The sequence below is a fragment of the uncultured Sulfitobacter sp. genome, assembly GCF_964021855.1.
Lineage (GTDB): Bacteria > Pseudomonadota > Alphaproteobacteria > Rhodobacterales > Rhodobacteraceae > Sulfitobacter.
In genome coordinates this window covers 41,180-62,581 of the sequence record NZ_CAXHZD010000004.1, presented here as the reverse complement: position 1 = coordinate 62,581, position 21,402 = coordinate 41,180, and the positions used below count along the sequence as shown (strand labels likewise).

Sequence of the window (21,402 nt, the reverse complement as noted above, 5' to 3'; positions counted from 1 at the left end):
ACCGCATTCGAAATTGTGATCGTGCATTTAACGGCCCTTTGCGCTGTTTCTTGGAGGCAGCACTGATATAACGGCTCTCAACGCAAGGGTCAGCGAGATTCGCATGGCCCTTTCAATCGCATAACAGACAGGGGGCATCATGGCCGGCTCAGTGAATAAAGTGATCCTTATTGGCAATCTCGGGCGCGATCCCGAGGTGCGTTCATTCCAAAACGGCGGCAAAGTGTGCAACTTGCGCATCGCGACCTCTGAAACATGGAAAGACCGCAACACGGGCGAACGCCGCGAGAAAACCGAATGGCATTCGGTCGCGATCTTTCAGGAAGGGCTGGTGCGCATCGCCGAGCAATACCTGAAAAAGGGATCGAAAGTGTATATCGAAGGCCAGTTGCAGACCCGCAAATGGCAGGATCAATCCGGCGCAGACCGCTACAGCACCGAAGTTGTATTGCAGGGCTTTAACGGCACATTGACCATGCTGGACGGCCCATCGGGTGGTGGTTCCGGCGGCGGTGGTGGCGGCTATGACAGCGGCCCGTCTGATCCGGGCGGCTATGGCGGCGGATACGATTCCGGCCCGTCCAGCAGCGGTGGCGGTAACACAGGTGGCGGCGGTGGCCAGTCGTCCCGTGATCTGGATGACGAAATCCCGTTCTAATTACAACAAACTTACTTACTGTCGATAGATAAACGTAAAGCGCCGTCATTATTCATGACGGCGCTTTCATTTTGGAACTCTACAGTGATAGCGGACCTACCGCCCGCATGCCCCGTTTAACGCTGGGCAAGCGCGTCAACCAGCACTTGCCGCACTGTGTCACGCGGCACATCACCGGTCACGAAGGCCTCGCCAATGCTGCGCGCAAGGACAAAGCGTAATTCACCGCTGACAACCTTTTTGTCTTGGCCCATCAGCTCCAACAATCCATCGGCATCCGGCAAATCACCCTCGATGTCGCGCAGGTCGGTCTTCATCCCCATCGTCTTAAGATGCGCCCGCACGCGGCTTGGGTCTTCTTGCGAACACAGGCCCAGACGCGAAGATAGCTCAAACGCCAAGGCGCAACCGATGGCAACGCCCTCGCCATGCAGCAACCGGCTGGAATACTGCGTCGCGGCCTCTAACGCGTGGCCGAATGTGTGGCCAAGGTTCAGCAGCGCACGTTCGCCCTGCTCCGTCTCGTCCCGCATGACGATGTCGGCCTTCATCTGCACCGACCGGCGCACCGCCTCGATCCGGGCCTCCATATCGCCAGCGGCCAGTGCCGGACCTTGGGTTTCCAGCCAGTCAAAGAACGCGGCATCCCCCAGCATCCCGTATTTCACGACCTCGCCATAACCCGCCAGAAAATCGCGGGGCTCAAGCGTGCCCAGCGTGTCCGTGTCGGCCAAAACCAATGTGGGCTGATGAAAAGCCCCCACAAGGTTCTTGCCCTGCGCGACATTGATCCCGGTCTTGCCACCGACCGAACTGTCGACTTGTGCCAGCAACGATGTCGGGATTTGCACAAACCGAACACCCCTGCGCAAAATTGCAGCGGCAAAGCCAACCAAATCCCCAATCACGCCACCACCCAAAGCGATAACAACGTCATTGCGTTCGACATTTTGATCCAGCAACCAATCCACGCAATGGGTCAGCTGCGCCCAGCATTTCGTCGCCTCGCCGGGCGGCAGGCTAAGGGATTCCAGCGTTATGCCATCTGCGGCCAATCCGGCGCGCAGGCTTTCCAGATGCAGGGCGGCGACTGTTTCATCGCTGATCACCACAACCCGAGGGCGCGGCAGAAACGGCGCGATATATTTGCCCGCCTCGGCCAAAAGGCCCGGCCCGATATGGATGTCATATTCACGGCCTGGCAGGCCCACATGTACAGTTTTACGCATCACTTCTCTCCAGTACGTCGGGGCGCGTTAACAATGTATCAATCACCCGGTTTGCCATTTTATCAATCGACAGGCTCGGCTTGGAAGTCGTTGAAAGATTTGCCAGTTTATAGATCGGCACCCGCGCCTCGAAAAGCTCTTCGAGGGTCTTGCGCGGGTTACTGGTGCGCAGCAACGGCCGCGTGTTTCGATGTCTGACGCGGTTCCAGATCAGGTCGATATCAGCCTCAAGCCAGACCGAGACCCCCTTGGCTGAAATAAGATCGCGGTTAATTTCTGCCAAAAACGCGCCGCCGCCGGTGGACAGGATACCGGGTTCTTCTTCCAACAGGCGGGCAATCACTTCGGTTTCGCGTTTACGGAAAAACGGCTCGCCGTCGCGTTCGAATATTTCCGGCACCGTCAGGTTGGCCGCGGCCTCGATCTCGTGGTCGCTGTCCAGAAATGGCACGCCCAGTTTGACCGCCAATGCACGGCCCACTGCCGTTTTCCCCGCACCCATCATCCCGACCAGCACGACCGATTTCTTCAGGTGGTACCGGGGGCGTTTTGGGGCCGGATCGGCTGGGGTTTGCTCAAATTCGTTCATTTGTCTTTGAATGACGTGATCTTAGCGAAAAGGCCATATATAGTTGTCCAAAATGTTCAAAAGAAAGCAGGCAGGCATCATGGGTAAACTTATTAAGTTGTTGATATTCCTTTTCGTTTTCGGATTATTCAGTTTAGCGGTTTATGCATATGTCGGGCCGTTTTTCGGGGCCGACTTTGCACCGGATCAGGTCGAAGTGCGCGAACCTGTACAATTGCCGACGCAGTGACATCGATGACGCGGCAAATTTTTGCGTTTTGTCTGCTGTGCTGGCCCGCATCCGTCATGGCGCAGGCTCCTTCGGTCGATACCGGCCCTTTGTCGGTGATCGACTGGCTGGGCGAGCAACCCAAAACCACCCCGCGCAAACCAAAAGGCCAGATGGCCCCTGGCGAAGCCCCCGTGGCCCAAACCGCCCTGCCGCCCAAGGTCACCGTGACAGTCCTGGGCGAAGGCAGCCCGCGCGCGATTGGTCTTGTTCCCGCCAAGGTCACTGGTTTGCCGCAGGATCTGTGGTCGGCCAGCACCGTCAGCGACATTACCGACTGGCTGGATCACATGCCGGATCTGCATTTACCGGCGGCGCGGGCCCTGTTTTACCGGCTGTTGCTGGCCGAGGCGACTGCGCCTGCGGGCCGCGCCGCCGAAGGTGACGCGCTGGCCTTGGCCCGTGTCCAAGCGCTGGTCGATAATGGTGCCGTTGATCCGGCCCTGTCGTTAATTGAGCAGGCCGGTGTTGCCACATCGTCCGATCATTTTGCCCTGTGGATGCAGGTCAGCCTGCTGGTCGGGACCGAGGACCGCGCCTGCGCCCTGCTGACGCAAAAGCCTTATCTGACAAGCGATTATAGCGTGCGCATCTTCTGTGCGGCGCGGGCGGGCAATTGGGATACGGCTGCGTTAACATTCGGATCGGCGCAAGCCTTGCAACTGCTGCCCCCTGAACGGCTGGCGTTATTGGACAGATTTCTAAATCCGGACCTATTCGAAGGGGAACCCGGCCTTCCCATGCCGCGCACGATGGATGCCATGGGGTTTCGTCTATTTGAAGCGATTGGCGAGCGCCCCCAGACACGATCCTTGCCCCCTGCCTTTGCCGTGGTGGACCTGCGCGATGTGGCCGGATGGAAGGCCCAGCTAGAAGCGGCAGAGCGGTTGACCCGTCTGGGTGCTCTGCCCGACAATCGGTTCTTGGGCATTTATTCTGACCGCGCGCCCGCTGCATCCGGTGGCATCTGGGATCGCGTCGCAGCACTCCAACGCTTTGATACGGCGCTAAGCACCGGCAGTGCCGAGGCCGTGGCCAAAACGCTGCGCCCCGCTTGGACCGCGATGCAAGAAGCCGAGCTTGAAGTAAGCTTTGCCACATTGTTTGCCGAGCCACTGCAAGCCGTCCCGCTGGAGGGTGCCGCCGCCGCGTTGCGGGACCGGATTTCGTTATTATCCCCGATCTATGAATCAGTCGGGTCGGTGGATGATCAAAACACTGAGGCTGCTTTTCTAGCCGCTATCGCGACGGGTGCGGCGCCAGAATCGATCCCGGACATGCGCCACGCCGACGCCATCGCCAGCGCTTTCACCACCCCGTCACCACGGGCGACGCTAATCACAGAGGCGCAAAACGGAAAGCTGGGCATGTCGATCCTTGCAACAATCGCCCTGCTTGAAGACGGTGCAAACGGTGATACTGCGGCCTTGCGGGACGCGCTGTCTACCTTGCGCGCATTGGGTATGGAAGACATCGCAAGACGCGCGGCCCTGCAAGTTCTTTTGCTGGAGCGTAGCTGATGCAGAGCGCAACATTCCATTGGATTTCCACCTTTCTTGAGGCCCAAGCTGCCGAGCTGGGCGCCGCCACGAACACGCTGTTGGCCTATGGCCGCGACCTCAAGGATTTTGACAGTTTTCTTGCCCGCAGAAACCTTGATTTCGACAGCGCCGGACGCGCGGATGTCGAAAGCTATCTGGTCTGGTGCGACGCGCAGGGGCTTGCCAAATCGACCCGCGCGCGGCGGCTGTCGGCGGTCAAACAACTCTACCGCTTTGCTTTCGAGGAAGGGTTGCGCACGGATAATCCGGCGATCCAAATCACCGGCCCCGGTCAGGACAAGCGCCTGCCAAAGGTGTTGACCGAAGACGAGGTGGACCGCCTGCTCGACGCCGCCCGAAACTCCGGCCGCAACATGCAGGATCAACTGCGCAATACCTGCCTGATGGAGCTGTTATACGCCACAGGCATGCGCGTGAGCGAGCTGGTCAGCCTGCCGATCAGTGCGACCCGTGGCGATCCACGGCTGCTGTTGATCATGGGCAAAGGTGGCAAGGAACGTCTGGTCCCGCTGTCGCCCCCTGCCCGTCAGGCCTTGCACGACTGGCTGATTGAACGCGACAAAATCGACGCTGCCGCCAACGAGAAAAAGCAACCACCCTCGCGGTTCTTATTCCCCTCGCGCGGCGCATCCGGCTATCTGACCCGCCATCGGTTCTATCTGATGATCAAGGAGTTTTCGGTCGCTGCTGGCGTCGATCCGTCCAAGGTCACGCCACACACCTTGCGCCACGCATTCGCAACCCATCTATTGGCGAACGGTGCCGATCTGCGGTCGATCCAGACGATGCTGGGCCACGCCGACGTCGCCACGACCGAAATTTACACCCATGTTCTTGAGGCGCGCCTGACCGAGTTGGTGCTCGAAAATCACCCGCTGGCCAAGGCTGACCGCCGCAACTCCGGTGGCAACACATCCTCTGACGGCCAATAACCGCTGCGCAACGCCTCGTGATAGCCTTGGGTTAACCCTGCCTGCACCATCGCGCGAACAGCACCGTCCACGTCATAGTCAAGCGTGTGAAACGTCACCTGCCCATGATCCAGCACCGCAAACCGTGTTTGTTGCCCACCGTTATGGGGCGGCATGCCGATCACGCCCGCATTGATCCAACGGCCCTTGGCACAATCGCGCGCAAACGGTATCCCGCTATGCCCCGCAACGATCCCGTCAACTGGCCCAATCGCGGCCTCGACGGCGTTCCATTCTTCCTCAAAAACATGCCCCGCAGAGGTCGGCCAAATGAACCGCGCAATATCTGTGATACCGCCATGGATCACGGCAAAGCGTTTGCCATCGTGGGTAAAGCTGATGATATCGGGCGCGTCCCCCATCCAATCCCGCTGGCTTTGGATGACCTGCGCATTCGCAACATTGTACCAGCCCACCGACAACAGATCGCAGGTGGTGCCCGCATCAAACCCGCAACCGCAATCCAGCGCATGCGCCGCCAGCTGCTTTTCACAGTTGCCAGCAACCAAGGCGATCGCCGCCTGCCGCACCGCATCAACGGTGGCAGATGGGTCCCCGCAATAGGCCACCACATCGCCTGTGCAGATCATCCGGCTTGCGGGAATGTCCAAACCCTGCGCCGCCGCCATCAACCCCTCAAACGCCTGTAAGTTCGAATATGGGCCACCAAACAGCAACACAGGGCCCGCCAGCACGCCTAAATCTTGATGCTTCACAATGCTCATCCCTTGAATGAAACCGCCCGCGCGCCCATAACGTAACAGCAACCGCAAAAGGTATATTCGCAAATGGACACGGCCCCCGCAATGCTAGACAGCGCGTTCTGGATCAGCATCGGTATCATTCTTTTTCTTCTTATCCTCTCGGGTTTTTTCTCGGGCTCGGAAACGGCGTTGACGGCGGCGTCACGCGGCAAGCTGCGCGCGCAGGCTGACAAGGGCTCGCGGGGCGCGCAGCGTGCGCTTGTGATCACCGAAGATAACGAACGGCTGATCGGCTCCGTCCTGCTGGGCAACAATCTGGTGAATATTCTCGCGGCCTCGCTTGCAACGGCGCTGTTCACGCGATTGTTCGGCGAATCCGGTGTCGCCCTGGCCACCTTGGTTATGACGTTTCTGGTGCTCATCTTTGCCGAGGTGCTGCCGAAAACCTATGCGATCACCAACGCCGAACGGGCCGCTGGCCTGGTGTCGCGCCCGATCTCGCTGGTAGTGCTGATCTTTAGCCCGATGGTAAGCGCCGTCCGCTTTCTAGTACGTGGAATGCTGCGTCTCTTCGGTGTCACCATCGACCCCGACAGTAACATCCTTGCCGTCCGCGAGGAAATCGCCGGAGCCTTGCAACTTGGCCATTCCGAAGGTGTCGTCGAAAAAGAAGACCGCGACCGCATCTTGGGGGCGTTGGACCTGCGCGAACGTGTGGTGGAAGAGGTCATGCTTCACCGCTCGGGCATCGAGATGATCGATGGGCGGCTGGAACCTGAAAAGATTCTCGAGCAGTGTTTGGAATCCAATCACACCCGCCTGCCCGTCTACCGCGATGACCCTGAGAACATCGTGGGCGTCATTCATGCCAAGGACCTGCTGCGCGCCATGTACAAGCGCATCACCGACGCCCAAGGCGACGCCGAACCGTTCAAGGATTTCAACATCACCGATGTGGCGATGAAACCCTATTTCGTGCCTGAAACCTCGACCCTTGACGAACAGATGCGCCAGTTCCTGCGCCGCCGCACCCATTTTGCCTTGGTGGTGGATGAATACGGCTCCTTGCAGGGTCTCATCACGCTCGAAGACATCCTCGAAGAAATCGTCGGCGAGATTACCGATGAATTCGACGCCGAGGCGGACATGGGCGTGACCAAGGCCGAAGACGGCCAGTATTTCGTCGATGGGGCGATGACCATCCGCGACATCAACCGCGCCACCGATTGGAACCTGCCCGATGACGAGGCCAACACCGTCGCCGGTCTGGTGATCCACGAGGCCCAAATGATCCCGACCCCCGGTCAGGTCTTTGTGTTCCACGGTTTCAGGTTCGAGGTCACAGCCCGCGACGGCAACCGCATCACCCAATTCAAAATCCGCCCCCTCTAACCCCCTTCTCTGGCTCTAAAATATCCCGGGGGTCTTGGGGACTGGCCCCCAGTAATAAAAAACAATGGGCTGGCCCCCAATCTGGCGACGGGATTACCCGTCGCAATCCCTATTGCTATGGCAAGGTTAACCGCGCAGCCGTTCACCTTGGGGATCAAACGGCGCCTGTTCCAGCACGACAGCGCCATGGGGCACACCCAGCACCATAACATCCACCCTTTCCCCGGCTTTCACATCCTTTACAAAGCCAAGCGCCAGCGATTGCCCGACAGCATATCCATAAGCACCCGAGGTCACGCGCCCGACACCGACACCGTCCTTGAATATCGGCTCCCCACCCGTGGCATCCGCGTTCGATGCATCCGTCGCCTCCGCATCCAGCGCCAAGACCACCAACCGCTCGCGGGCGGGCTTTTGCAAAACGTCCAATAGCGCGGGCTTATTCAAGAACTCTTTGTCCAGCTTGCATAGACGGTCCAGACCCACCTCTTGCGGCCAATATTCAGGGCTGTATTCACGGCCCCACGATCCGTATCCCTTTTCGATGCGCAGCGACATCAGCGCGCGCGACCCGACAGGGCCAGCCCCGACATCGCGCCCTGCGGCAATCAGCGCCTCATAAAGCGTGATTTGATCGCCAGCGGCGCAATGCAATTCCCATCCCAAATCGCCGGTAAAGGACACCCGCAGCGCCAACACGCGAATGCCTGCAACCTCCATCCATTTCGACCGCATGAACGGGAAATCTGCCGTTTCCAGCGATGCATTCGTCAACCCCTGCAACATCTCACGTGATTTTGGCCCCGCAACATTGAACCCGCACATCTCAACGGTTTTGCTCTCGAATACAGTTCCTTCGGGCAGCGGCACCGCGTTAAAGAATCGCTGGTGATAGCGTTCCGCCATTCCCGACCCGATGATCCAGAATTCATCCTCGGCCAGACGCGTGACGGTGAAATCGCCCGCGATCCCGCCACGCACACCAATCAGCGGCGTCAGGCAAGACCGTCCCACAGCCGTTGGCATCCTGTTGGCGAAAAGGCTGTTCAGCCAGCTTTCCGCGCCCGGTCCCGCACAGCGGTATTTCGCAAAGTTCGAGATATCGATGATCCCCGCGTTTTCCCGCAGCATCCGGCATTCATCGCCCACGGGCCCCCACCAATTCTGTCGCGTAAACCCATCAGTATCGACGGTGCCGGGGGTGTCGGCGAACCACAAAGGATGCTCCCACCCATAGTTCAGGCCGAACACAGCGCCCATCTGTTTTTGCACCTCGTAAACGGGCCGCGTGCGCACGGGGCGACCGGCGGCGCGTTCTTCGTTCGGGAAGTGGATCTTGAAGCGGTTGGCATATTGATCGCCCACCCGCGCCTTGGTGAATGCGGCATCGGCCCAGTCGCCGAACCGCGCCACATCCCAGGCGAACATGTCATAGCGCGGCTCGCCTGTGACGATCCAATCTGCGGCCAGCAACCCCATGCCGCCCGATTGTGAAAACCCCGGAATGATGCCGTTACAGCAGAAATAGTTGCGCAGTTCCGGCACAGGACCGAACAGCACATTGGCATCTGGTGACCAGATCATCGGCCCGTTAATCACCCGCTTGATCCCAGCAGTGCCAACTGCGGGCACACGGTCGATGGCGCGCATCATGTTGGGCTCGATCCGCTCCAGATCATCGGCAAACAGCTCATGCCCGAACCCTTGCGGCGTGCCATCTTCGGCCCAGAACCGCAGGTCCTTCTCATAGGCCCCGACCAGCAGGCCTTTGCCTTCTTGGCGCAGGTAATATTCGCCGTCGCGGTCGGCGACCGATGGCAGGCGTCGATCAAGGCCTGCGATCTCGGGGATGGTTTCGGTCACGAAATACTGATGCTCGGTCGGTTGCAGCGGCAGGGTCAGCTCCGCCATTGCGGCGACTTCGCGGCCCCACAGCCCTGCGGCGTTCACGATCCACTGTGTTGCGATATCGCCCTTTTCCGTGCGGACGATCCACGTCCCGTCAGGCTGTTGTTCCGTCCCTGTAACCGGGCAAAAGCGGATGATCTCGGCCCCGTTCTGCCGTGCGCCTGCGGCATAGGCGTTAGTCACACCGGACGGATCCACATTGCCACCTGATGCTTCGAACATGATGCAGCGGATTCCATCGAAATTGACCAGCGGGTGCAGGCGTTCGGCCTCGTCCCGGCTCACCTCGTGAAAATTCAGGCTATAGTATTTTGCCTTGGCCGCTTGCAAGCGCAGCTGGTGTTCGCGGGCTTCGGTCTGGGCCAGATACAGGCTACCGGGTTGAAAGACCCCGCAAGATTGGCCCGTTTCGGCCTCAAGCGCATTATACAGACCCATCGTGTAATTCTGGATGCGGGTGATGTTGTTGTTATCGTGCAGCCCGTGGATATTCGCAGCGGCATGCCATGTGCTGCCCGATGTCAGCTCTGACCGCTCCAGCAGCACAACATCGGTCCAGCCCAATTTGGTCAGATGATAGAGGATCGAGCAGCCAATGACGCCGCCCCCGATGACAACTGCCGATGCGTGGCTGCGCATGATCATATTTCCGTTTTGCTGTTCCGTCCCCCTCAGACTGACCCGCGCGGCGCGGAGCGGGTTGCCCAAAACCGACAAAACCGGTCGCCACCAAGACAGGTGCTCGGAATGCGCCTAGTCGTTCTGCGCGCTATCGAGTTCAGCGGTAACATGTTCACGCACGTCTTTCGCAGCACTTTTCAGCAGCTGATCCCGATCAGGGGTGAAATTAATCTTGGTCAGGGCACGGAACAGATGCCGTTCGGCGGCGGCGCGCGCGGCTGTGCGCAGACCATCATCAGGGTGGCGCATCAGCCCGGCCAAAGTCGATTGCAAGCATTGCTGCACCTCAACCACCGCCACGCCATCGCGGGCCAAGGCCCCGAACGCGTCCTGTATCAAATCAGTCGGATCAATCGGTTCGACAAAAATGCTGTCTAGAACTTCGTCGCGGTCCCGGCTGACCTCGTCTTCGTAATCGGTCAGAATACGGCCAATGCGGTGGATCACGTCAATCGCCGTACCCGGATCATTCACCCCCGGCGACAGCGCTTTCGAGGCGACCTCTCCCATCACGATCAATCCGAAACGTGGGTCTTGGTCGAATGTCCGCACATCGCCCAAGATTATGGCCTGCTGGATCCCCTTGCGCAGGGTTTCGTCGGTATGGTCGTCGTCCACGGCGTCGCCCACCTGATCAATCTTGACCAAGGGTTCGTTCATGAACACAAAGCTCCCGATATTGCGCACCATATAGATGTGGACGCCATGGTTTTTGGCAATCTCGTCAAGCGCTTCTGGATAGATATGCTGGATATAGCCGCTTTCGCTTGCGCGAATAACCTCGGCGCTGTCGGGGATGGGATCGACCAGCGGGTTGGCCCCTAGGCAGGGGTTGGCCAGCCTGTCGCGGAACATCTGGCTGGTTTCATCTTCGACTTGGCGGGATGTGTCGATCAGGCTGCCAAAGCTTTGCAAATGCAGCACCCAGCGGATCAGATAGAACACGATCAGCACCAGAACCAGCACGGTCGTGATAAATAGGACAAAGGCGCTTTTGTCGTCGAACACGCCCAGTTCACGCATGATAATCGCAATCAGCGCATAGACATAGGCACCGATGAACACAGCCAGCGTATTTTGCGTGGTCTGATCCTGAATGATCAAACGGTGCACGCGCGGGGTCCATTGGGTGGACGTACTTCGGTACACCGTGACCATCACGCTAAGCGAAAAGGTGGTGACCGCCAACATGGCGTTGGCGATGATGGACAGCAACCGATCTGCCGCCGCACCGGTCAGTGTTGAGGCCAGCTCCTCTGGAATCCAGTGCTCAATCACCGAGCTTAGGCCAACGGCAACCACGGCAAGCAGCCCCATGATCACCACCCGCACCGACAATTGCCTGCTTAGATAGCCCGCTTTGCGGATCAGGGTCGATGGGTTCAGCATGTCAATATCCATAGCACCCATATCTAATGCGGCGCGGTGCCTTGTCCAGCGATGCTTTGCCCGACCCATGTCGCGCACGTGGTCAAAACCCGACATCAAATGTCGCTGGCCAGCATGCCACGCATCTGCCCCCTTGCAACGATCCCCTATACCCACCGGAGGGAGAGCCCAGATGAAAACCACCACCCGTGCGCTTGTTATTGGGGGCGGCGTCGTTGGCGCGTCGGTACTTTATCACCTGACCAAGCTGGGCTGGAAAGACGTCATGCTGGTGGAACGGTCTGAATTGACGTCGGGCAGTACGTGGCACGCGGCGGGCGGGTTTCACACGCTGAACGGCGATACGAATATGGCGGCGTTGCAGGGCTATACCATCCGTCTGTATAAAGAGCTGGAAGAGATCACCGGCATGTCATGCGGCTTGCACCACGTCGGCGGTGTGACCCTTGCCGATACGCCGGAACGCTTTGACATGATGTTGGCGGAACGGGCCAAGCACCGTTTCATGGGGCTGGATACCGAGATTGTCGGACCAGAGGAAATCGCCAAAATCGCGCCGATCACCAATCTGGATGGCATTATCGGTGGATTGTATGACCCGCTGGATGGCCATCTTGACCCCTCCGGCACCACCCACGCCTATGCCAAGGCGGCGCGCATGGGCGGTGCCACGATTGAAACCCATTGCATGGTGCGCGAAACCAACCAGCGGGCGGATGGCACATGGGATGTGGTGACCGACAAAGGGACGATCCACACCGAACATCTGATCAATGCAGGCGGGCTTTGGGCGCGCGAGGTTGGGGCCATGGCAGGCGTGTATCTGCCGCTTCACCCGATGGAGCACCAATATATCGTCACCGATGACATCCCCCAGATTTACGAGCGTGACGCCGAGCACCCCCATGTGATGGACCCCGCCGGAGAAAGCTATCTGCGCCAGGAAGGGCGTGGGTTGTGCATCGGATTCTATGAGCAATCCGCGCGGCCATGGGCGGTGGATGGCACGCCTTGGGGTTTCGGGCATGAACTGCTCCCCGATGACTTTGACAAAATCGAACAAAGCATTGATTTCGCGTATAAACGTTTCCCCGTACTGGCCACTGCCGGGGTGAAATCCGTGATCCACGGGCCGTTTACCTTTGCCCCCGACGGCAACCCGCTGGTCGGCCCTGTGCCGGGCGTGCGGAACTATTGGTCGGCCTGCGGGGTCATGGCTGGGTTCTCTCAGGGCGGTGGCGTGGGGTTGATGCTGGCGCAATGGATGATCGAGGGCGAGCCGGAACGCGACGTGATGGCGATGGATGTGGCGCGGTTCGGCGACTGGATCAGCCCCGGCTATACCCTGCCCAAAGTGATCGAAAACTACCAAAAACGGTTCTCGGTCTCCTATCCGAACGAGGAACTGCCCGCCGCGCGTCCGCATCGCACGACCCCGATGTATGATATTTTCAGCGGTTTAGGCGCGGTTTGGGGCCAGCAATATGGTCTTGAGGTCGCCAACTACTTTGCCCAAGGGGACGAGCCGACATTCGAGACCCCATCCTTCCGCCGTTCCGACGCCTTCAGCGCCGTCGCGCGCGAGGTTACTGCCGTCCGCACCAGTGTGGGCATCAATGAGGTGCAAAATTTCGGCAAATATCTGGTCACAGGGCCTAATGCCCGGGCATGGCTTGACCGGATCATGGCCGGGCGCATCCCCAAGACAGGGCGCATGTCATTGACCCCGATGCTGTCTGAAAACGGCAAGTTGATCGGCGACTTTACCGTCTCCTGTCTAGGCGATGAAACCTATCAACTGACCGCATCTTACGGCGCGCAGGCCTATCATATGCGCTGGTTTACCCAGCATCTGAGCGGCGATGCCAAAGTAGAAGTTGAAGTTAAGAACATATCGGACAGCCGCAACGGTTTCCAGATTGCGGGGCCAAACGCGGCCAAGCTGTTGCAGGCCTGCACCCGCTCGGATGTGAGCGACATCAAATTCATGGATGTGCGCGAAATGACCGTTGGCATGGTGAATTGTCTGGTGCAGCGCGTCAGCTACACCGGCGATCTGGGGTTCGAGATTTACTGCGATCCGATGGATCAACGCAGCCTTTGGACGACCCTGTGGGAGGCTGGCCGCGCCTTTGACATGGTGCCGTTCGGAATGCGCGCAATGATGTCGCTGCGCTTGGACAAGTTTTTCGGCAGTTGGATGTCCGAGTTTTCACCTGATTACACCGCCGCTGAAACGGGTCTGGACCGGTTTATCAAGTTCAAGAAGGACATTGATTTCATTGGACGATCCGCCGCCGAGGCCGAACGGGATAAAGGGCCGGATCGCACGCTTTGCGCCTTTGAGGTTGATAGCATCGACGCGGATGTGCATGGCTACGAGCCGATCTGGCATGACGGTCATGTGGTAGGGTTTTGCACCTCGGGAGGATATTCACATTTTGCGCGCAAATCCATCGCGCTGGGCTTTGTCCCCACGGGCAGCAAACGCGAGGGGCTGATGGTCGAGATCGAGATTTTGGGCAAGATGTGCCCTGCCCGATTAATCACCACGCCGCTGTTTGACGCCGACGGCACCCGCATGCGCGGCTAGGGCTTAACCACGCCGCGAAATCCCGTTAACGATAGAACATGAGCACATCCAACATCCCGATCATCCTGCTTGCTGCGGGTCAGTCCTCGCGTATGGGCGGGCGCGACAAGCTGCTTGAGGTCGTTGATGGCATCCCCTTGCTGCGACGTCAGGCGCTGGTGGCGCTGGCCGCCAAGGCGGGGCCGGTGTTTGTGACGCTCCCGCTGGGACCGCACCCGCGCTATGACGTGATTGACGATCTGGATGTGACAGTGATCCCCGTTCCTGATGCGGGCGAAGGAATGAATGCCTCGCTCAGGCGCGGTGTTGCCGCTTTGCCGCCGGACACCACGGCTACAATGCTACTGCTTGCCGACCTGCCTGATCTGACGACAGAGGACCTGATAACATGTTTGAGAGCTGTTGATCTGGCGTCAAATATGTCGATTTGGCGCGGTGCTACAGAAGACGGTAAACCGGGCCACCCCATCATCTTTGCGGCCACGTATTTTGCGGCGTTTGCCAAACTGACCGGCGACAGTGGGGGCCGCGATATCGTCGCTGCGGCGCAGGACCAAACGCAGCTTGTTCCCCTGCCCAGCCAACACGCCCGTCGCGATCTGGACACGCCCCAAGCTTGGGAGGCTTGGCGGCGCGAGAACCCGGATAGATAGCGTTTGGGTCATGAAAAGCAGGGCTTTGTGGCTGTCCGCGACATCAACAACCCACCACCAAAAAAGACAATGCTACCGGCGAAAACAAGGTTTTCACCGATCATCATTATCAGTTTTTTACGGAAAGCCTTGCAAAAGCAAGGTGGTACCCAAGGCCGGACTCGAACCGGCACGCCTCGCGGCGGGGGATTTTGAATCCCCTGCGTCTACCATTCCGCCACTCGGGCACTGAGGGGCTGATAACGTGCAACGCGCGGGTCGGCAAGGGCAAATTTACGGGTTTTCCTTGACCACGCGGCATAGTCGTGGTGTTGCCAATAAAACAAAGTCACTCCAGCGGAGAAGACCCTATGATCCGACGCCTATATGACTGGGTGCTGAGCCTTGCGAACCACCCGCACGCGCTTTGGGCGCTGGCATTTGTTGCATTTATCGAAAGCTCGGTGTTCCCGATTCCGCCGGATATCATGATGATTCCGATGATTCTTGCCCGGCCAAGCCGCGCATGGCTGATCGCGGGCGTGGCTTTGGTCGCGTCGGTTGCGGGCGGCATGTTGGGCTATGCCATCGGGGCCTTTGCGTTCGACACAATCGGGGCACCGATTTTGGCCAGCTTGGGCAAAGCCGACGCAATGGCTGAGTTCTCTACCCGGTTCAACGACATGGGGTTCTGGGCGGTGTTGACCGCTGGCGTCACGCCGTTCCCTTACAAGGTGATCACGATTATGTCTGGCTGGACGGCCATGCCATTGGGAACCTTTATTGTCACATCTATTCTGGCGCGGGCGCTGCGGTTCTTTATTGTAGCGGCCTTGCTGTGGAAATTCGGCGCACCAATCCGTGACTTTATTGAGCGTCGCCTGCCCCTTATGTTTACACTTGCCGTCGTCCTTCTGTTTGGCGGCTTTTTTGCGGTGAGGTATCTGTGATGACGCGCAACACATTGGTTTTATTGGCGACACTTGGGTCGGCGGCGCTGCTTTTGGGGGCGTTTGGCTTTCAACATATCGGCGGGCTGGCCCCGTGCAAGATGTGCCTGTGGCAAAGATGGCCACATGCTGCGGCGATATTCCTTGGGGTGATTGTGCTGTTCGGCGCGCCACGCGCGTTGATCTGGCTGGGTGCCTTGGCCGTGACCATTACAGGCGCAATCGGTGTGTATCACGCGGGTGTTGAATGGAAATGGTGGCCCGGCCCGTCCAGCTGTACCGGCGGTGGTATGGATTTGGGCGCGCTCAGCGGCAGCGATTTGCTGTCAACCACTGCGCCATCCGGCCTTGTCATGTGCGACGAGATCGTCTGGCAATTTCTGGGCCTGTCCATGGCCGGTTGGAACGCGGTGATCAGCGTCGTCTTGCTGGCAATCTGGGTCGCAGCGGCGCGCGCACGGACCTAAGCCGCCCCCGCGCTCTGCCCCGTTTTACGCGTTTTCAGCAGCAGGCTGGTTTCACTGGCCACAACCCCTTCCAGCTTGCGAATGCGGGCCAATACGGCATCAAATTCCTCAAGGGTTTTGGTGCCGATTTCAACGATGACATCCCAGCGTCCATTGGTTGAATGAACCGCGCGCAGCTGCGTCATGCCCATAAGCGTGCGGGTAATGCGGTCGGTACCACGGCCCTCGATCTCGACCATCATCAACCCCCGCACCGGATCGGTCAGGACATCCGACCGCGTGACGACGGTGAACCCCAGAATTTCACCGCTTGATTGCAGCCGTTCCATGCGCGCCCGCAGCGTTGTGCGCGAGATACCCAGCTTGGCCGCCAGGTCCGACAGGGATGCCCGCGCATCCTCGCGAAGGGCGGCAATCAGGGCTTCGTCCGAAATGTTCATTTTATATATCCAAAATGGTCAATTATTGTCCAATTTGATCACTTTACTGCATTGTGGCGATCCAGACCACCCAGTTATGTCTTATGCAACTTAATTTGAGGGGCTTTGTGATGACACAACAAAACTGCATTCTTGTGGGCGCACCGTTGGACAGCGGCAAGCGCAGCCGCGGTTGTTTGATGGGGCCTGATGCCTATCGCACCGCCGGTCTGGCCACCGCACTCACTGATCTGGGGCACAGCGTGACCGATCGCGGTAATGTGGCCCCCGCACCCTTTACCCCCGGCCAACATCCCAAGCTGTACGCGCTAGAAGAAACGGTGGCCTGGACGCAAAGCCTAGCCGATGCCGCCGAAGATGCGTTTCGCGACGGGCTCCCCATCTTTATGGGTGGCGATCATGCGCTGGCATCCGGCACCGTTTTGGGCGCGATGCGTTTTGCGCAGGCGCAGAACCGTCCGTTGTTTGTTTTGTGGCTGGACGCGCATAGCGATTTTCACACCCCCGAAAGCACGGACAGTGGCAATTTGCATGGAACCCCCTTGGGCTATGTGACCGGACGCGAGGGGTTCGATGCCTTTCCCGATCTGCCCTATGCCCTGCCCCATGATAATATCGCCATCATCGGTTTGCGGTCGGTTGACGCGGCAGAGCGAGCCGCCCTGCAAGAGACCACAATCCAGCGCGTCGACATGCGCGAGATTGACGAAACCGGTATCGCCACGCCGCTGAATGCGTTCCTTGAGAAAGTCGCGGCTGTGAATGGGATGCTGCATGTATCCTTGGATGTGGATTTCCTTGATCCCTCCGTCGCCCCGGCCGTAGGCACGACCGTGCCGGGCGGTGCCACAGTGCGCGAAGGCCATCTAGTGATGGAAATGCTGCATGACAGCGGGTTGATCACATCAATGGATCTGGTCGAGCTGAACCCGTTCTTGGACGAACGCGGCCGCACGGCGCGTTTGATGGTTGATCTGGCCGCATCCGCCTTTGGGCGCCGCGTGTTCGACCGCCCGACCCGCGCTTATTGATTTTGAAGGATAGTAAAATGACCAACCTGAACCCCTCTGAAAAGGCGCTTGTCCCCTTTGTCTCCGTTCACAACATGATGAAACTGATCCACCACATTGGCGTTGAACCAATGCTGGTGGGCCTGGGCGAGTATATCGAGGCTGATTTCAAACGGTGGGAGCTGTTTGACAAAACGCCCCGCGTCGCCAGCCACTCCGAGAAAGGCGTGATCGAGCTTATGCCAACCTCGGACGGGGATGTGTACGGGTTCAAATACGTCAACGGGCATCCGTCGAACACCGCCGATGGGTTGCAGACTGTGACGGCGTTCGGGTTGCTGGCCAATGTCGCTAATGGCTATCCTGTGTTGCTGTCGGAAATGACGATACTGACGGCACTGCGCACCGCGGCAACTTCGGCGGTTGTGGCGCGCTTGCTGGCCCCGAAAGGTGCGCATGTGATGGCGATGATCGGCAATGGTGCGCAATCGGAATTCCAGACATTGGCGATGAAGGCGATTGTCGGCATCGACGAGGTACGCCTGTTTGATATCGACCCCGCCGCCACCGCGAAATGTGCTGCGAACCTTGCCGGTCAAGGGATCAAGGTTGTGTCCTGCGATACCGCAGAGGACGCGATGTTGGGCGCGCAGATTGTCACCACCTGTACTGCAGACAAACAATATGCGACGATCCTGACCGACAACATGGTCGGTGCGGGCGTTCACATTAATGCCATCGGCGGCGATTGCCCCGGCAAAACCGAACTGGCCCCTGCGATTCTGCACCGCGCCGGCATCTTTGTGGAATACCCCGAACAGACCCGGATCGAGGGCGAAATTCAGCAGCTGGACGCCGATCATCCGGTGACTGAAATCTGGCAAGTCCTGACCGGGCAGGCCCAAGGCCGCACCGACGACAAGCAAATCACCCTGTTCGACAGCGTTGGTTTCGCGATCGAGGATTTCTCGGCCCTGCGCTATGTGCGTGATCAGATTGCCACCACGGGGTTGTTTGATCCGCTTGATCTGCTGGCCGATCCCGAAGACCCGCGCGACCTGTTCGGCATGCTGCAACGGGCGGGCTAGGGTTTATTTGGCCGTCACATCGTGATGATATAGCCAGTTAAACGCGCCAATCATCGCACCGGGCAGCAGCTTGCTGGCAACGCGCAGTCCGGTGTGCGCGGCGGTCCGTTTCAGACCGGGTGTCATGTGATACCGGTCTGCATTGCCCGCTGCCGCCGCAATCACCCTTTGCGCGCGTGGTTTGCGCAGCGATTGATAGCGGCGCAGTGCCTGATCCTCGGGCGTGTTCAGCACGCAATCGGCCAGCACCCACGCATCCTCCAGCGCCATATTTGCCCCTTGCGCCAAGAACGGCAAAGTTGGATGTGCCGCATCTCCGACCAGCGCAACACCGCCTTGGTGCCACGTCTCGGCGACCGGTTGCAGATGCAAACCCCATAACGTGCAGGCATCCACAGCGGTGATCATCTCGGCGGCACGCCCGCCAAACCCTTGAAACGCCTTGCGTAAATTCGCCGGATCATCGGCGATGGACCATCCCTCGGGTGCCCAATCATCGCGTTCTTCTACGGCAACAAGATTGACCAGCGATCCGCCCCTAATGGGATAGCTGACCAAATGACGACCCGGGCCCATGGTGACATGTGCCTCATTCGGGTGATTAAACGCGTTCGGCACCACCGCCCGCCACGCCACCTGACCACTAAAGCGCGGCTTGCTTGCGCCATTCAGCGCCGCGCGGGTGTTGGAATGAATTCCCGTGGCATCAACGATCAGCTTGGCACGCCGAATCGTATTATCCGCCAGTTTGACTTGCGGCAAAGTGCTCGGCACGCAGACCGCTGACTGAACGCCCAATTCAATAGATACATTGCCCCGTTTCGCAGCCCCCAACAGCACCTCAATCAGGTCAGCGCGGTGCATGAATAGATAGGGGTGATCCGCCTGTCCGCGCATCAGATCAAGCCGCGCCACCTGCGCGCCGTCCTTATAGTCTTGCAACACAACCGCTTGGCCGCGCACCGCACCGCGGGCTTTCAATTGCGGCTCAAGACCCATCGCGCGCAATACGGCCATGCCATTGGGGCTGATTTGCAGGCCGGCGCCAACCTCGGAGATCGCGGGGGCCTGTTCCAGCAGGGTAACGGCCATGCCACGCCGTGACAAACACGCCGCTGTGGCCAGCCCGCCGATTCCGCCACCGATCACCACTGCATTACTGATCGCCATTTAGCCCCCTAAACGACAAAAGCGCCGGAAATCGACCCCGGCGCTTTTGCTAAAACTTCGAACTAGAGATCAATCGTCACGATGCACTTTTTCGCGACGCTCGTGACGTTCTTGTGCCTCAAGGCTCATCGTGGCGATGGGCCGCGCATCAAGACGTTTCAGCGAAATCGGATCGCCAGTGACCGAACAATAACCAAACTCGCCCTCGTCAATACGGCGCAGCGCGGCGTCGATCTTGCTGACCAGCTTGCGTGCCCGATCCCGTGTGCGCAATTCAAGCGCGCGATCTGTTTCTTCTGACGCACGATCGTTCACGTCCGGGATGTTGCGTGTGCCATCCTGCAGACCTTCGATTGTGTCGCGGCTGCCTGCCAGCAGCTCTGCTTTCCAGTTTAATAACTTGCGTCTGAAATATTCTACTTGCCGATCGTTCATGAACGGCTCGTCTTCGGCAGGGGTATACCCGTCTGCCAGAAAAACTTCCTGCTTCATATCACTCCCCATAGCGGTCCTTGATCCAGTCATTGAGGTTAGTCTCCCGACTCCGCTCCTGATGCAGGCATCTAACGCAGCGTTCACCGATTGTCACTACACAATGCACAGGAAAATTGGTTTAAGGATGCAGAATAACGCGCCAAAAAGGGTTGATAACAAGATGAAATTCCAAGGAACTGATGATTACGTCGCAACGGATGATTTGACAATTGCGGTTAACGCCGCCGTCACGCTGGAGCGTCCGTTGCTCGTTAAAGGCGAGCCCGGCACCGGTAAAACCGAACTGGCGCGGCAGGTGTCAAACGCCCTTGGCCTGCCTATGATTGAATGGAACATCAAATCTACAACCCGCGCCCAGCAAGGCCTGTATGAATATGACGCCGTCAGCCGCCTGCGTGACAGCCAACTTGGCGAAGAACGCGTGCATGATGTGAAGAATTATATTCGCAAGGGAAAGCTGTGGCAGGCGTTCGAGGCAGAAGGCAAAACCGTTCTGCTGATCGACGAAATCGACAAGGCTGACATCGAGTTTCCAAACGACCTTTTGCAAGAGCTCGATAAGATGGAATTCTTTGTCTACGAGACAGGCGAAACGATCAAAGCCGTGAACCGGCCCATCGTCATCATCACCTCAAACAACGAAAAAGAACTGCCCGATGCGTTCCTGCGCCGCTGCTTCTTTCACTACATCCAGTTCCCCGAAATGGACACGCTGCGCAAAATCGTCGAAGTGCATCACCCCGGCATCAAGGAAAACCTGCTGACCACCGCGTTGACGCAATTCTATGACATCCGCGACCAACAGGGCCTCAAGAAAAAACCATCCACATCCGAAGTGCTGGATTGGCTGAAACTGCTGCTGGCCGAAGACATGGATGCAGCTGACCTTAAGAAAGACGGCAAAAACGCGCTGCCAAAACTGCACGGTGCCTTGCTGAAAAACGAACAAGACGTGCATCTGTTTGAGCGTCTGGCCTTTATGGCGCGCGCACAGAAATAACCGCGCGGCCTAAATCTGGTGGCGGCGTTTTCGCCGCCCCTTACAGCCCCATACACTTGTGGCGAGCATGACACGCGCGTCACAAGGATGCCGTATTCGTTAACATTTCTCTCTCTTTTGACACCATTGGTCCTTAGAAAGGTCTGGTTAGTGGTTAATTTTGACCCTGTAATCAGCTCCAAAGGGCAAACAGGCAAATGACTTAT

20 protein-coding genes and 1 tRNA gene are annotated in these 21,402 nt (G+C 58.6%); 12 read left to right on the top strand and 9 right to left on the bottom strand.

Features of this window, described 5'->3' with window-relative positions; all coding sequences use genetic code 11:
• Positions 1-139 precede the first annotated feature (139 nt).
• Positions 140-658, top strand: coding sequence for a single-stranded DNA-binding protein (locus tag AADJ11_RS13685; protein WP_341235082.1), 519 nt, complete (start codon positions 140-142; stop codon positions 656-658).
• Between the two features lie 116 nt (positions 659-774).
• On the opposite strand, the gene aroB is transcribed toward AADJ11_RS13685, so the two are convergent.
• The gene (aroB, locus tag AADJ11_RS13680; RefSeq protein ID WP_341235081.1) at positions 775-1,887 is read right to left on the bottom strand and encodes a 3-dehydroquinate synthase; all 1,113 of its coding nucleotides are present in this window, start codon (positions 1,885-1,887) and stop codon (positions 775-777) included.
• Entirely contained in the window at positions 1,880-2,476 is a 597-nt protein-coding gene (locus AADJ11_RS13675) for a shikimate kinase (protein WP_341235080.1), read from the bottom strand. The genes aroB and AADJ11_RS13675 overlap by 8 nt, the downstream gene beginning before the upstream one ends.
• A 79-nt stretch (positions 2,477-2,555) precedes the next feature.
• Here AADJ11_RS13675 and AADJ11_RS13670 point away from each other — a divergent pair, with 79 nt between their 5' ends.
• The 3 genes from AADJ11_RS13670 to AADJ11_RS13660 are packed head-to-tail and all read left to right on the top strand — an operon-like array spanning position 2,556 to position 5,238.
• Positions 2,556-2,705, top strand: coding sequence for a hypothetical protein (locus AADJ11_RS13670; RefSeq protein ID WP_341235079.1), 150 nt, complete (start codon positions 2,556-2,558; stop codon positions 2,703-2,705).
• Positions 2,706-2,710: 5 nt separating this feature from the next.
• Positions 2,711-4,264, top strand: a complete 1,554-nt coding sequence (locus AADJ11_RS13665) for a hypothetical protein (protein ID WP_341235078.1) — start codon at positions 2,711-2,713, stop codon at positions 4,262-4,264.
• Positions 4,264-5,238 carry a site-specific tyrosine recombinase gene (locus AADJ11_RS13660; protein ID WP_341235077.1) on the top strand — a complete coding sequence of 325 codons (975 nt, stop codon included), beginning with the start codon at positions 4,264-4,266 and terminating at the stop codon, positions 5,236-5,238. The genes AADJ11_RS13665 and AADJ11_RS13660 overlap by 1 nt, the downstream gene beginning before the upstream one ends.
• Here the strand turns inward: AADJ11_RS13660 and AADJ11_RS13655 are convergent.
• The gene (locus tag AADJ11_RS13655; protein ID WP_341235076.1) at positions 5,175-6,002 is read right to left on the bottom strand and encodes a metallophosphoesterase family protein; all 828 of its coding nucleotides are present in this window, start codon (positions 6,000-6,002) and stop codon (positions 5,175-5,177) included. The two genes, AADJ11_RS13660 and AADJ11_RS13655, sit on opposite strands and share 64 nt — an antisense overlap.
• Before the next feature lie 63 nt (positions 6,003-6,065).
• Here AADJ11_RS13655 and AADJ11_RS13650 point away from each other — a divergent pair, with 63 nt between their 5' ends.
• A complete protein-coding gene (locus AADJ11_RS13650) occupies positions 6,066-7,373 on the top strand; it encodes an HlyC/CorC family transporter (protein ID WP_341235075.1) in 1,308 nt (435 codons plus the stop codon).
• A 126-nt stretch (positions 7,374-7,499) separates the two neighbouring features.
• Here AADJ11_RS13650 and AADJ11_RS13645 read toward each other — a convergent pair whose 3' ends face one another.
• Entirely contained in the window at positions 7,500-9,920 is a 2,421-nt protein-coding gene (locus AADJ11_RS13645; RefSeq protein ID WP_341235074.1) for an FAD-dependent oxidoreductase, read from the bottom strand.
• A gap of 114 nt (positions 9,921-10,034) precedes the next feature.
• Positions 10,035-11,363, bottom strand: a complete 1,329-nt coding sequence (locus AADJ11_RS13640; protein WP_341235515.1) for a DUF2254 domain-containing protein — start codon at positions 11,361-11,363, stop codon at positions 10,035-10,037.
• A 160-nt stretch (positions 11,364-11,523) separates the two neighbouring features.
• On the opposite strand from AADJ11_RS13640, the gene AADJ11_RS13635 reads away from it, so the two are divergent.
• Positions 11,524-13,944, top strand: coding sequence for an FAD-dependent oxidoreductase (locus AADJ11_RS13635; protein ID WP_341235073.1), 2,421 nt, complete (start codon positions 11,524-11,526; stop codon positions 13,942-13,944).
• Between the two features lie 38 nt (positions 13,945-13,982).
• The gene (locus tag AADJ11_RS13630; RefSeq protein ID WP_341235072.1) at positions 13,983-14,597 is read left to right on the top strand and encodes a nucleotidyltransferase family protein; all 615 of its coding nucleotides are present in this window, start codon (positions 13,983-13,985) and stop codon (positions 14,595-14,597) included.
• Between the two features lie 143 nt (positions 14,598-14,740).
• Here AADJ11_RS13630 and AADJ11_RS13625 read toward each other — a convergent pair.
• Positions 14,741-14,824, bottom strand: a tRNA-Leu gene (locus AADJ11_RS13625).
• A gap of 123 nt (positions 14,825-14,947) precedes the next feature.
• Here AADJ11_RS13625 and AADJ11_RS13620 point away from each other — a divergent pair.
• Both AADJ11_RS13620 and AADJ11_RS13615 read left to right on the top strand, forming a co-directional pair.
• On the top strand, positions 14,948-15,526 hold the full coding sequence (locus AADJ11_RS13620; protein ID WP_341235071.1) for a YqaA family protein: 579 nt from the start codon (positions 14,948-14,950) through the stop codon (positions 15,524-15,526).
• Positions 15,526-15,993: a disulfide bond formation protein B gene (locus AADJ11_RS13615; protein ID WP_341235070.1), complete on the top strand. Its 468-nt coding sequence runs from the start codon at positions 15,526-15,528 to the stop codon at positions 15,991-15,993. Before AADJ11_RS13620 ends, AADJ11_RS13615 begins: the two co-directional genes overlap by 1 nt.
• On the opposite strand, the gene AADJ11_RS13610 is transcribed toward AADJ11_RS13615, so the two are convergent.
• On the bottom strand, positions 15,990-16,433 hold the full coding sequence (locus tag AADJ11_RS13610) for an Lrp/AsnC family transcriptional regulator (RefSeq protein ID WP_341235069.1): 444 nt from the start codon (positions 16,431-16,433) through the stop codon (positions 15,990-15,992). The genes AADJ11_RS13615 and AADJ11_RS13610 overlap by 4 nt on opposite strands.
• A 110-nt stretch (positions 16,434-16,543) precedes the next feature.
• On the opposite strand from AADJ11_RS13610, the gene rocF reads away from it, so the two are divergent.
• Both rocF and AADJ11_RS13600 read left to right on the top strand, forming a co-directional pair.
• Positions 16,544-17,464 (top strand): arginase, encoded by a 921-nt coding sequence (gene rocF / locus AADJ11_RS13605; protein WP_341235068.1) that lies wholly within the window; start codon positions 16,544-16,546, stop codon positions 17,462-17,464.
• Positions 17,465-17,481: 17 nt separating this feature from the next.
• Positions 17,482-18,531 (top strand): ornithine cyclodeaminase, encoded by a 1,050-nt coding sequence (locus tag AADJ11_RS13600; RefSeq protein WP_341235067.1) that lies wholly within the window; start codon positions 17,482-17,484, stop codon positions 18,529-18,531.
• Positions 18,532-18,534: 3 nt separating this feature from the next.
• Here the strand turns inward: AADJ11_RS13600 and AADJ11_RS13595 are convergent, their stop codons facing one another.
• Together AADJ11_RS13595 and dksA are read right to left on the bottom strand one after the other, a co-directional pair.
• Positions 18,535-19,701, bottom strand: a complete 1,167-nt coding sequence (locus tag AADJ11_RS13595; RefSeq protein WP_341235066.1) for an FAD-dependent oxidoreductase — start codon at positions 19,699-19,701, stop codon at positions 18,535-18,537.
• 69 nt (positions 19,702-19,770) lie between these two features.
• The gene (dksA, locus tag AADJ11_RS13590) at positions 19,771-20,193 is read right to left on the bottom strand and encodes an RNA polymerase-binding protein DksA (RefSeq protein WP_341235065.1); all 423 of its coding nucleotides are present in this window, start codon (positions 20,191-20,193) and stop codon (positions 19,771-19,773) included.
• Positions 20,194-20,356: 163 nt separating this feature from the next.
• On the opposite strand from dksA, the gene AADJ11_RS13585 reads away from it, so the two are divergent.
• Entirely contained in the window at positions 20,357-21,196 is an 840-nt protein-coding gene (locus tag AADJ11_RS13585) for a MoxR family ATPase (protein ID WP_341235064.1), read from the top strand.
• Positions 21,197-21,402 lie beyond the last annotated feature (206 nt).